The sequence below is a fragment of the Acinetobacter sp. YH12070 genome (assembly GCF_013419625.1).
GTDB classification, from domain to species: domain Bacteria; phylum Pseudomonadota; class Gammaproteobacteria; order Pseudomonadales; family Moraxellaceae; genus Acinetobacter; species Acinetobacter amyesii.
Genome location: NZ_VOZT01000074.1, coordinates 1 through 12432 on the forward strand (window position 1 = coordinate 1; position 12432 = coordinate 12432).

General features: G+C 39.0%; 11 protein-coding genes and 1 pseudogene. 9 read left to right on the top strand and 3 right to left on the bottom strand.

Features of this window, described 5'->3' with window-relative positions; translation table 11 throughout:
* The 4 genes and pseudogenes from FTU17_RS15525 to FTU17_RS15540 all read left to right on the top strand — a co-directional run.
* Positions 1–111, top strand: a pseudogene (locus FTU17_RS15525) (IS701 family transposase); the annotation flags it as partial.
* Positions 112–471: 360 nt separating this feature from the next.
* Complete coding sequence (locus tag FTU17_RS15530) at positions 472–1992, top strand: transporter associated domain-containing protein (RefSeq protein ID WP_180135968.1); 1521 nt, start codon at positions 472–474, stop codon at positions 1990–1992.
* A gap of 377 nt (positions 1993–2369) precedes the next feature.
* Positions 2370–3098 (top strand): hypothetical protein, encoded by a 729-nt coding sequence (locus tag FTU17_RS15535; protein WP_180135969.1) that lies wholly within the window; start codon positions 2370–2372, stop codon positions 3096–3098.
* Between the two features lie 19 nt (positions 3099–3117).
* Positions 3118–3669: a hypothetical protein gene (locus tag FTU17_RS15540; protein WP_180135970.1), complete on the top strand. Its 552-nt coding sequence runs from the start codon at positions 3118–3120 to the stop codon at positions 3667–3669.
* Between the two features lie 99 nt (positions 3670–3768).
* On the opposite strand, the gene thiM is transcribed toward FTU17_RS15540, so the two are convergent.
* The 3 genes from thiM to FTU17_RS15555 all read right to left on the bottom strand — a co-directional run bounded on the left by thiM (position 3769) and on the right by FTU17_RS15555 (position 6220).
* Positions 3769–4638, bottom strand: coding sequence for a hydroxyethylthiazole kinase (thiM, locus tag FTU17_RS15545; protein ID WP_180135971.1), 870 nt, complete (start codon positions 4636–4638; stop codon positions 3769–3771).
* Positions 4639–4649: 11 nt separating this feature from the next.
* Positions 4650–5807: a hypothetical protein gene (locus FTU17_RS15550; protein ID WP_180135972.1), complete on the bottom strand. Its 1158-nt coding sequence runs from the start codon at positions 5805–5807 to the stop codon at positions 4650–4652.
* Positions 5808–5956: 149 nt separating this feature from the next.
* Positions 5957–6220, bottom strand: a complete 264-nt coding sequence (locus FTU17_RS15555; protein WP_078193641.1) for a hypothetical protein — start codon at positions 6218–6220, stop codon at positions 5957–5959.
* Positions 6221–6712: 492 nt separating this feature from the next.
* Here FTU17_RS15555 and FTU17_RS15560 point away from each other — a divergent pair, with 492 nt between their 5' ends.
* From FTU17_RS15560 to FTU17_RS15580, 5 genes are all read left to right on the top strand, one after another.
* The gene (locus tag FTU17_RS15560; RefSeq protein ID WP_078193640.1) at positions 6713–6988 is read left to right on the top strand and encodes a hypothetical protein; all 276 of its coding nucleotides are present in this window, start codon (positions 6713–6715) and stop codon (positions 6986–6988) included.
* A gap of 354 nt (positions 6989–7342) precedes the next feature.
* The gene (gene pepN / locus FTU17_RS15565) at positions 7343–9952 is read left to right on the top strand and encodes an aminopeptidase N (protein ID WP_180135973.1); all 2610 of its coding nucleotides are present in this window, start codon (positions 7343–7345) and stop codon (positions 9950–9952) included.
* 332 nt (positions 9953–10284) lie between these two features.
* Positions 10285–10497, top strand: a complete 213-nt coding sequence (locus tag FTU17_RS15570) for a hypothetical protein (protein WP_180003031.1) — start codon at positions 10285–10287, stop codon at positions 10495–10497.
* Positions 10498–10722: 225 nt separating this feature from the next.
* Positions 10723–11499 (top strand): Rossmann-like and DUF2520 domain-containing protein, encoded by a 777-nt coding sequence (locus FTU17_RS15575; RefSeq protein ID WP_180135974.1) that lies wholly within the window; start codon positions 10723–10725, stop codon positions 11497–11499.
* Positions 11500–11561: 62 nt separating this feature from the next.
* On the top strand, positions 11562–12251 hold the full coding sequence (locus FTU17_RS15580) for a class I SAM-dependent methyltransferase (protein WP_180135975.1): 690 nt from the start codon (positions 11562–11564) through the stop codon (positions 12249–12251).
* The last annotated feature ends 181 nt before the right edge of the window (positions 12252–12432 follow it).

Genomic DNA, 12432 nt, shown 5'->3' on the forward strand with positions numbered 1-12432 from the left:
GAAAATGTATATCGTTGGCAGAAGAAATTATTTAGACCAATTATCAAAAGCTTCATTGATGACTTTATTCTCGATAAAAATCATCTGCTACCACAGAGAATCTTTAAATAATAGTGCGTAAGTCCTAATTCATTAGATTTGTCATACAATCTTATACAACGCATTTAATAATATTTAATTAAAAAGTTAGATGAAATCAATCTTTTTAACAGCGTTGGCATGTATCTATAAAAGTCAGTATTACGATCTAGATTTATATTTGATGTAGCCCATTCAATCGGCAACGCATTAAGCGCTTTTAACATTTTGTCATATTGTTGCTGCGAAAAAATATGCTTGAATACATTACAAATGCGCAAGATTATGCATAATGGAATGGTCTCTAGTTACACAGGTTAAATTTATGGATCCGTCGCCGTGCGTTGGTCTGATTGAAGATATTCTTACAATCCAGAATGAGGAAGAGAGCTAATGGAATTTTTGTTAGATCCCGGAATCTGGGTTGGTTTACTTACATTAATTATTTTAGAAATTGTACTAGGGATTGATAACCTAGTCTTTATTGCCATTTTGGCAGAAAAACTCCCTCCAGAACAACGTGATAAAGCCCGCGTACTTGGTCTTTCACTCGCATTATTTATGCGATTAGGATTGTTATTTGCAATCTCTTGGTTGGTCACATTAACAAAGCCCTTGATTACCGTTTTTGATTGGACATTCTCTGGTCGAGATCTCATTTTATTGTTCGGTGGATTATTCTTAGTCTATAAGGCGGTCACAGAGCTGCATGAGAAATTAGAAGGTAAACCAGAAGTTCAAGTGACAACAAAAGTGGCTTATGCGAGCTTTACAGCAGTCGTGGCGCAAATTGTTGTCTTAGATGCAGTTTTCTCTCTAGATTCTGTCATTACAGCAATCGGTATGGTCGACAACATTTATGTCATGATGGCTGCAATGATTGTTGCAATGGCTGTGATGTTACTTGCATCTAAACCGTTAACGGCCTTTGTTAACCGACATCCGACCGTCGTGATCTTATGCTTAAGCTTCTTATTGCTTATTGGTATTAGTTTGATTGCAGAAGGTTTTGGTTTCCATATTCCGAAAGGCTATATCTACTCAGGTATTGGTGTTGCGATTATCATCGAAGCCTTTAACCAGTTTAGTCAGCGTAATGCTCAAAAACACGAAGCGAAAATTCCATTACGCCACCGTACTGCAGACAGTATTTTAAAGCTGATGGGTGGACGCTTAGAAGCCGATCAAGTCGGTAATCAAGCACAAGAAACCTTTGCAGACGAAGAACGTTACATGATTGGTGGTGTATTGACGCTTGCAGAGCGTTCAGTTGCGTCGATCATGACCCCTCGTAATCAAATTTCTTGGGTTGATTTAAATGACACACCTGAGCAAATTCGTGAGCAAGTCCTTTCGGTGCCGCACAGTTTATTCCCTGTGTGTCGTGGTAGCTTGGATAAAGTGATTAGTATTGTCCGTGCGAAAGAACTTATTGATGTTCTAGATAGCGAAGATGATCTAAAAGTATTGATTAAACGTCATCGTCCGATCTTTATTTTCCAAAAAATGAAGGTGATTGATGCGATTAATACCTTGCGTACCTCTAAAGGCTCTTTGGTACTAGTTACGGATGAATTTGGTGCGGTACAGGGTCTGATTTCACCACTCGATGTGTTTGAAGCAATTGCTGGTGAATTCCCAGATGCGGATGAACAACTTGATTTGATTAAAATCGATGATGAACATTGGAAAGCTTCAGGCATGCTCGATCTGTATCAGTTAGAACTTGAATTGGAAATGCTGGATTTGATCGAAGAAGATGATGGTTATATCAGTGTTTCAGGCCTTATTTTAGATCAGACCCACGGTAATGTAGAAGTCGGTACTGTGGTTGATTTTAAAGGCATTCAATTTAAAGTCACGGCAATGGATGAAAACCGCATTAGAACGGTTGATATCTATTACCAGGCCTAATGCTCAAATATTAAAAATGACCCTAAGACAGCTTTTCGAAGCTGTCTTTTTTATGACTAGAAAGTATAAGAAATCCTATATAACGAGGGCTGCAATTCACGATGTTAAAACGTATTATATTTACATGATGTAACAGTCAAAAAACGCTGCAACTTTTGAGCTTTTAGAGGGTTAAAGCGGTTCAAAAGTAAAAAATATTGATAGGGTTGGTTTTAAAGAGCATAAGTTAAATAGCGATTTATTTTAGCTCGGGGTTTTAATCATCATTGATGATCTATGAATAATTTTATTTCATTTAAATACCGCTTCGGAAAACTTTATAACTAGGGACTTTGAAAAAACATCAAAGTTAATCCATTAAGAAAATGGGTGTTGGTATGGCGATCACTGAGAATATCATTGATTTTTGCAAACTCACGATTGAAGAAAAACATGAGTTGTTTCAACGGCTCTGGGAGTTTGATCAATGTATTTTCCCGACTTCGAAAATTGAGCAACTTTATCAATACATGCATGACCCCGATATTGTTGCATTACCAATTATTCAGTATTTTGAGCAGGAAAAACTGATCGGGCAAAACATTGTGCGTATATTAAAAATTATGCATAACAATCGGCCGATTTTTATTTTTAATTCACGGGCAGGGGTATTGGTAGATTACCGGCGGAAAAACCTGACCTTAAATTCGGCGATTAAAGTGGCGATGCAGCATCAGATTCGATTTCCAGCGATTCCGATGTGGTTTGTGGCTACATTGGCACAACCAAAGGTATATACATTATTTGCCTCGCGCTCTGTTAAGTTTTATCCAAGGCACGGTGTCCCGATGCCCACTGAGTATGCGGATGTTTTAAATAGTTATAAAATCCGTCAGCATGATGTGCAGCATCGGGCTGAGGATATTTTTGTTCATCGTTGTGATTTACCGAAGGTGACGCCTGAGCAGTTGGTTCGGCTACGGAAAAAATCTGATGAACATGTTCAATTTTTTATGCAGCACGTGCCAGATTATTTTGATGGCATGGGGTTAATGTGTATTTGTAAATTAAATGTATCAACCATTTTTGAAGCAAGTATGAATCTGGCAGTTGGGCGGGCAGTTTAATGATGGACATGGATGTGTTATGCGACAAATGACGATATATCGATTATTCGGTTTCGGCGCGGCGATCTTTTTAACGGCTTGTCAGCCAGCAGAGCAAAAAGTACAGGAGCAATCGCAGAAATGTGTTGCCCCCGAAAAACTGGTCAAACAAATTTATGATCAAGAGTTGAAATTGCATGCTTTGAGTAAAGATCAACTTACTGCCTATTTTGAGCCATCGTTAGCGGAACGTATGCAAGCAGAAATTAACTGTAAGCAGTCGCAACAAGCGTGTAATGTGGATTTTGATATTTTCACGGATAGCCAAGATCCGCAGCAAGATTCGAAAAAAGGTGTTCAGCCTAAACTGAGTTTTGATGAAAATAAAAACGTCGTTCGTGCTGAGTTTAAAATTGGTGATGAAGCCAAAGTCTTAAATTATGAAATGAGTGATGGCGACTGTTCAAAAATCAAAAATATTGTCTATGCGGGGGACTATGACCTCGACATGATTTTGAGTAATCCAACAGAAACGATCGAAGATTCAGAAATGTTTGATGCCAATGCTGCAATTGACAGTACGGCACAGTAAATTTTTTGTCGCATATTAATTAGTACAAAACAGTATGAATCCCTGAACAGCTTGAGTCTTTACTCAAGCTGTTTTTGTTTTTCTCAAGCTATCATAGCTTCATAGTGCATAAATTTGCATGTTGGCAAGTTGATTGAAATCATCTTCATTGAGATTATAAATTTCATCTAAAAATGCAACATTAAAACTGCCGACACTTGAGCTAATTTCATAGGCTTTTTGACCCGCAATCGCAAAGTGCAAATGTGCTGCGACCGTGCCAGCAGTTAGCGTTTCACTCACGGCGCAATACGCCGCTGTTAACGCACCTAAAGCGCAGCCAGAAGCCGTCACTTTGGGTTGTAAGTAAGATCCACCATTAATCTGTATCACCGCATTCATTTCTTTCGATAAGATGAAATCCGATTCGCCTGAAATTGCCACACATTCACAGTGTTCTAATAAGGGCGCAGCATTTAAGTAAATTTCTGCACTATTGAGCGTGCTATCGACACCGCGTGACTCACCTTGATTACCTGTAAGACCACTGATTTCTGATGCATTGCCACGAATAATACTTGGCTTGTATTGGAGTAATTGGTCAACCATTTCAGATCGCCACGGCAAAACGGGGCCATAACCGACAGGGTCAAGCACCCAAGGTTTATTTAAATTTTGTGCTGTTTGTGCAGCAATTTGCATGGCCTGCATTTGTTCAGACGTTGGCGTACCTATATTAATATTCAATGCACTGGCAATTGAGGCAAAGCTTTCGGCTTCAAAGGGATTGTCAATCATTGCAGGAGAAGCACCCGCAGCCAAAAGGACATTGGCGACATAATTGCTCGCGACTGCATTGGTGATGATATGCACCAAAGGCTGTTTGGATTGAAGTTCAATCCACGCATTGATGACGCTTTGTAAAAGTGGGCTATTTAAGTCAGTTAATTCAATGTTCATGGTTGTTTCAAAATTTTCAGATTGATTCATTGTTTTCTCCCTTAGCGGGTGAAGTAATGGTCTTGATGTTTACAATTACGGCAGAACAGGGTCACATAATCTGCGGCATCATAATCGACAGAGAGCTCTTGTGAACCACAGTACATGCAGCGCTTTGTGGAATAAAAATTTAAGCGAGGTTCGATTTTTTTCCAAGCATGGCGTATCGGTTGCACAAAGATACTTTCATCGAGTCCTAAAAAGTTAAAGAGTAAAATTTCACTCATTTTACTAAAGGGGAGTTGTGGCGGACGAGGGAGGGTAAAGGTTTCCCATTTTTCCTGTAAGCCACGTTCACGGTATTGCTGTAAGGTCTTTTTTAACAGATTGGTATTAATGAAATTTTCATTACGCACTTGCAGGGCTTTTTGTTTATGTAGGTATTCGAGTGCTGACTGAATCATATAATAAATCTGCCCAACCGCTAGATGGTCGAGTAGGCGATAACAGAACACTTGAAAGCTTTTATTCCCTGCAATTTGAATACCCCATGTCTTACAGTAAAACTGCATGAATTGCACAATTTCTTGAAAAAGTAGGAGATACAAGCATTCTTTCACTTCGTCAGCACTTTTAAAGGGAACACCCAAGGCTAAATTTTCATAAAACCAATGACGGAGTTGCTGCGCTACGCTAAAAAGACTGGGCTCCGAATAGCCATCCAGACGGACATTGATATAATACTGTTCAGCTTGTAGTGCATCATCTTTCACAATCAAAATTTGCTCATGCACGAGATGCTTTTTGAGTGATTGTTGGAAGAAATAATTCGGGCTGATGTTGTGATATTTAATCGTATCCCAGTCGATAAATTCTTGATGTGCCGTATGTTCTTGGACATGATTATCCAATAAAGCCAGCAAAAAGAGTTTCTGTAAAAAACTCAGTTCACTTAATTCACGCTCAACGATATCTTTATTTTTAAGTTTACGCTGTTCTTGTAAACGGGTTTCTTTCAGGAGTTTTTTTCGCGCAGCCTGACAGTTTTCACAATGACAGTTGTATTGCTGTTCTGGAAATATTTGATGATGACAGTGGCTACACTGATAAAAATTAAATTCTTGCTCATCTAATTTTTCAGCATCTACCCAATACATAGATGCACGACACAACGGGCATTGCGTACTTTCATCCATTTGTTTGCGTAGAATATTGAACATGTTTCCAGCGTTTCTTGAAAGATTAAATTGATTATACACATCTCTGTTTAAAGACGGGGTTGCAATTTGAGTTGCGGCAGCTCAGGCGAGAAGTCGACATATAAAAAAAGCTGCATAGTGATGATGCAGCTTTTAGTCAGAATGGATTATTAATAGGCGGCTGGGCATGGGATCGATTCGTCCTCCTCTCCAAGTTGTTTGGCTTGTATTAAAGCTTGCACTTTTTTAGACGCGACTTTTTTAGTGCCTAATGCACTATATGAGTTAAGTAATGAACTGACCTCAAAGGCTTTGAGTGGAATCCCTTCGCAAGTCATAAACATTGCAATTACTTGATGGTCGATATTTGCAGCATCAAGCGCTTGCAGGGTCTTCATATTTTCAATACGGATGATGTGTTCTTTAATAAACATAATGCACCTCTTTTTGTTTTAGCCTGATGATTTTGCTTTTGGCAATTAAGTAGATGCAAAACGCATGCTCAACTGTTTTGAGTAGAGATTTTAAAGCAGATAAACTGTATATTTACTTACTAAGGTATTGAAAATAAATTATTAATTTAAAAGTAACAAAATAATATTGATGAGTGTTTCTATCCCAGATGCATTCTCAAAATGCTTAAACTGTTGAAAAAGAAACATCTTGGTGCATGGTTTAAACAGAAGTATGCAATCAAATCCAAATGAGAAGACTGAGATTATTTGAGAGCTTAGGTGCTTTTTGGAAGGAAACAGCTAAGCGATTGGATTTGAAAAGTATATTTGTATATATTGAGCTTATAATTCTAATGATCTAGGCTTCTAGGATTGAAACCAAGCGGAATCTACTGAACTTGATACACAGTATGATTCAGCTGGATTTCTAAAGGTTTTGATCTTTTTATCCTTTCTTTGTATGGAATACACATGTCAGACGCACTTAAAAACAGCAATATCACTCGCATGCAATTATATAAGCAGCCACAGGGTACGGTTGGCGCGCTGATTATTGGGCATGATCAAACACTAGAAAAGACGATCGAGTTATTGGGCCTGGCTCAGCAACATCAAGTATCTAAAATTTATGTGGCGGGTGCGACGGAAGAAATTCAGCAATTCCTCACTTCAAAAGTCACGGCATTTCAATTTTACTTTGCAGCAGACTACGACAGTGCACTCGATTTAATTTTCGCAAATCAATAATCCTCTAAGTCTTAAGCAGGAAAGTTTGAGCGCAATAATTTGAACGTACAGATGGATTAAGCACCTGTACTTTCTCTTTCTAGTATATAGGCGCTTTATTTATTTTAGGTAGATAAAAAAATTTGCACATTGTTATAGCTGTACTCAACTCAGGCATTTATTTTGCTTAAACATGGCGAAAATATGTGCCAGCCTTTAAATTATTCTATAAAGATGATTGAAAACAACATGCGCTGAGCCCATATATAAATCATTGTAAATGCGAAGACAGCTTATGCATCTTGTCGTATGATCAAGTCATTCACAATGTGTTCAAAAAGCTGATGAAGCAATAACTAAGGAATAGGACGAGATATGAATATTGCGGCAAATCCAGTGGTCGAAGCAGACCAAACTGTTTATTTAAAAGACTATCAAAAACCATCATTTGTCGTAGATAGTATCGATCTTGATATTCAAGTCTTTGATGACCATACCAATGTAAATGCAAAATTAGTGATGCAGCGTCAAACGGCAGGGGATTTGGTGTTATTGGGTCGTGATTTGGAACTCAAATCAATTCGCTTAAATGGTCAAGTTTTGCCAGCAGATGTCTATGTTGTAGATGCAGAACAACTGGTGATTTCAAATGCACCTGACCAAGCTGTCATTGAAACTGAAGTCGTGATTCATCCTGAAAGCAATACTCAACTCGAAGGTTTATACCAAGCGGCAGGCGATTTATTCGTTACTCAAAACGAGCCTGAAGGCTTCCGTAAAATTACCTATTATCCTGACCGTCCTGATGTGCTATCGGTATTTACCACACGTGTCGAAGCGGATAAAAAATTCCCTGTATTACTTGCCAATGGTAATTTGATTGAAGCGGGTGAAACCTGTGAAGGTCGTCATTATACCGTTTGGCAAGATCCAACCAAAAAACCATCGTATCTATTTGCTTGTGTGATTGGTGATTTGGCAGTACTTAAAGACACTTATGTGACGTCTGAAGGTCGTAATGTTGCTTTAGAAATCTATGCAGAAGAAAAAGACATTCCAAAATGTCATATTGCCATGGAAGCTTTAAAACATTCGATGCGTTGGGACGAAGAACATTATGGTCGTCCTTATGATTTAGACAATTATATGATCGTGGCAACCAGTGCATTTAACATGGGTGCAATGGAAAACAAAGGTTTGAATATTTTCAACACCTCTTGTGTGCTTGCTGATGAAGAATACACCACAGATGCAGCGATCATGCGTGTTCAGTCTGTGATTGCACATGAATACTTCCATAACTGGACAGGTAACCGTATTACATGTCGTGATTGGTTCCAACTTTGTTTAAAAGAAGGTTTGACGGTATTCCGTGATCAGTCGTTCTCAGAAGATTTACAATCTGCTGCGGTACAACGGATCGATGACGTTGCTGTGTTAAAAGCTCATCAGTTCCCAGAAGATTCAGGCCCGCTTTCACATCCACCGCGTCCAGATCATTTTGTTGAAATTAATAACTTTTATACCGCAACTGTGTATGAAAAAGGTGCGGAAATTAACCGCATGATGGCGACACTCCTGGGCAAAGAAAAATTCCGTGCAGGTACTGACGAATATTTCAAACGCCACGATGGTCAAGCCGTGACTGTTGAAGATTGGGTGGCAGCACTGACAGCAGGTTCAGGTGTAGATTTATCGAGTTTCTTGATTTGGTATAACCAACCGGGCACACCAAAACTTGAAGCAAAAGGTGAGTACGATGCTGCAAATCAAACCTATACTTTAAGCTTGAAACAAAGCTTAAAAGCGCATCCGAAATATCCAAATTTAAAAGCTGTGCCTATTCCTGTGGCTTTGGCATTGTTTGATGCCACGAGTGGTGAACAGTTAGTTCTCAGCTCAGATGCATTGGTTGAAAATGGCATCAAAGATGGCGTGTATTTATTTGATACCGATACTGCAACGATTACATTTAGCGGTGTAAAAACCCAGCCTGTTGTGTCTTTACTGCGTAATTTCTCTGCACCTGTTAATCTTGAATTTAACTATTCAGATGAAGAGCTTGCTTTCCTGATGCAGTACGAGCCGAATGGTTTTAACCAATGGCAAGCCAGCCAAACCTTGTTAGAACGTATTTTGTTAAATGGCCATGATGCTGACATCTATGTCCAAGCTATACAAAATACATTACCAGCATTGGTTGAGCGTGATCCATTACTTGCTTCACGTTTATTCGATGTACCGACAGAGGGTTATTTAGGTAGCCGTATTGATACCGACTACAGTCCTGCCCAAGTGCAAGAACAGCGTGAAGCACTGTTAAGTCGTGTGGCACGTGAGTTAGGTTCATTCTTTAAAGAGACTTATGCAACTTTAGACCCAGATGCGCAGAAAGAGTTTTCACAAGCTATGGGTGTTCGTGCATTGAAAAACATCATGTTGAGCATGATGGCACGTCAAGGCGATGCATCTGTATTTGAATTGGCTTATGAACAATTCAGCTCAACAGGCAATATGTCTGAACGTCTTGGTGCTTTAAAAGTATTGGTTTGGAATGATGCACCACAAGCACAGCAAGCTTTAGAAACCTTCTATACACGCTTTAAAAATGAAGCTTTGTCGATGGACCAATGGTTTATGTTGCAAGCGGCACATCCGAAAGCAACTGCGGAAACTATCAAGGCACTGACTGCTCATCCTGATTATGACTTGAAAGTTCCGAACCGTATTCGTGCGGTTACAGGCGGCTTAAATAGCAATCCTGTCAACACTTGGAGCTTTGGTGTGCAGCACATTGTTGAATTGGCAAAATTCCTCGATGAGAAAAATCCAATTGTCGGCTCACGTTTACTGCAAATTTTGTCCCGTTGGTACACTTTGGCAGAGCCACAACGTAGTGAAGTCAAAACGAAACTTGAAGCGCTTAAACCTGTTGTGAAATCGAAGAATGTGTCAGAAACCTTAAACAGCATGTTAAGTGTTTAATCGTTCAACCTCTTTGTACGATTGATTTGAGTTAAATCAGTCGTACTGAAATGAGCCTGTTGCCATGGCTATGGCAGCAGGCTTTTTTATATCCAGTCTTTTTATCCAATCTTTAGCTAGGATTGAAAATCAATCATGTTTAGATGACTGAAACTGAATGATTTTCTCTAATTATTCATTTAAATTACATAATATTTGCAATACAAATCACATAATGGCGTTACAATGATGTGGGTTTATCGTATTTCTAACTATATGCGATAAGGCATCCAAGTTTATGAATGTTTAGATATTTTTATCTATTTCATTATGCAAGATTTTTGAGGCGAGTCATGTTAGTTAAGGTTGATGATGGTTTTTATTTAAACTCACATCATATTATTGCAATTCGGATTAATAGAGATTTGCTTGATACCTTTGTTGTTTCGGTAGAATACACACCGAACAGTGTGCAAAACACAGGTGTATTTGAAAAGAAATTCAATGCGCGCCGTGACGCAGAACAATACCTACAGACTCTGAATCAAATCATTGGTAAATCGTAAAAGCTAAAGTGCATATCGAATATTGTCTAGATTGAAAGCGATATGATATGCATTAGACTTAGATTGACGTCTAGCAAAAGGGATGAAACGCATCCCTTTTTTTGTGCTTATCTGAGCGAAACTAATGTGAAGAATTGAAAATAAATCATTCTATCGATACAACTCGATTTGCACGTCCGATATTTTCCTGACATGCTGTAGCCATCGAAAATGAGTTAAAACTATATGCGAATCAGTATTGTGGGTGCAGGTCGTGTTGCACATCATTTGCTCAAAGTACTTCATCCACAACATCACATTGTGCAAGTTTATGCGCGAAATCTTGAAAAGGCAGAAAAACTTGCAGCAAGTGTAGGTGCAAAAGCCGTTGATACCCCGACAAAGTTGAATGCTGAGATTGATCTTTTGATCATTGCGGTGAGCGACCAATCGATTGCAACCGTTATTCAGCAAGTTACAGCCTATCTGCCACAGGTTTTGATCGTGCATACTTCAGGTAGCACCAATATCACGGTACTGACCCAGCAGCATTTGCGAGCAGGGGTGTTTTATCCTTTACAAACCTTTAGTTTAGATCGAGATGTGGACTGGACGTCTACACCGATCTTTGTAGAAGCCGCGGATTCTACAGATTTGAGGACACTAACAGATTTAGCAAACAGCATGAGTCAAAGGGTTTATCAATATGATTCGGCACAGCGCTTGAGTCTGCATCTTGCTGCGGTGTTCGCATGTAATTTTAGTAATTATTGTTATGACATGGCAAAGCAGATTGTTGATGCAAAACAAGTCGAATTTAGCTTACTTTATCCTTTGATTTTAGAGACAGCCAATAAAGCTACTCAGGCTGAACCTAGTAACATGCAAACAGGTCCTGCAATGCGTGGGGATCAAAATATCATGTTGATGCATGCCAATATGCTTGAGCAAGCTGATCAAGTCGATCTGAAAGTGGTCTATGAAATGCTGAGTCAGCAGATTCTTGGGCATCATCAGAAATAAACAATCCATATAGAATAATGAATATTTATTAGCTTAGACATACATGTCAAACAGGATGTTACATGGCAAAAGATTTTAATAGTCCGCAAGTGGTCGAAAGTTATGATGCACATATACGAAAATTAATTCCCGGCTATGAACTTGTCCATCAACAGATTCAGGCGGTGTTGAATTGCCATGTCGCTGAAGATGCCCATGTACTGATCATTGGATGTGGGACGGGCTATGAATTGGGTTATCTCATGGCCTTGAATCCAACATGGTCATTTACCGTTACAGAATTGTCTGAAAACATGCTGAATCAAACACGCCAACGTGTTGAAGCTGCTGGACAGTTGCATCGCGTTAATTTTATTTTGGGCAGTCATACTGCTTTTGAGCAGTTGAGTTGCTTCGATGCGGTGCTGAGTATCTTGGTGACGCATTTCATTGCGTTGTCAGAGAAAACGAATTTTTTAGCAAAAGCATTTGAACTGCTTAAACCGCAGGGCATTTTTTTAAGTTTTGACTTGATGCAAACTCATTCGCGTTTTGAGCAGTATGTACTGCCTGAGTTTTGCAAAATGCAGGGTTTATCTGCATCGCAAGCGACAAAAATGATGCAACGTTTAGAAGATGATTTTGAACTGATTAGCCAGCAGTATTATCAAAGCTTACTAACGGAAATAGGCTTTGATCAAATCTATTGTTTCAGTCAAATCTTTAGCTATGCGGCTTACAGTGCTTTTAAAACGTCTATCGAATTAAAATAACAACCAAATAAATAATAATTTCTATAGTAATGGCAGCCCTTTATCTGTGACAGGTGAACCGTACCGGGTTTGTCGGAGACTCAGTATTCTGAGAGAATGTTCCGATGACCAAATTAAAATATACCCCTGAAATCAGAGAAAGATCGGTTCAATTATTGATTGAATCTGAAAAAGACTATCC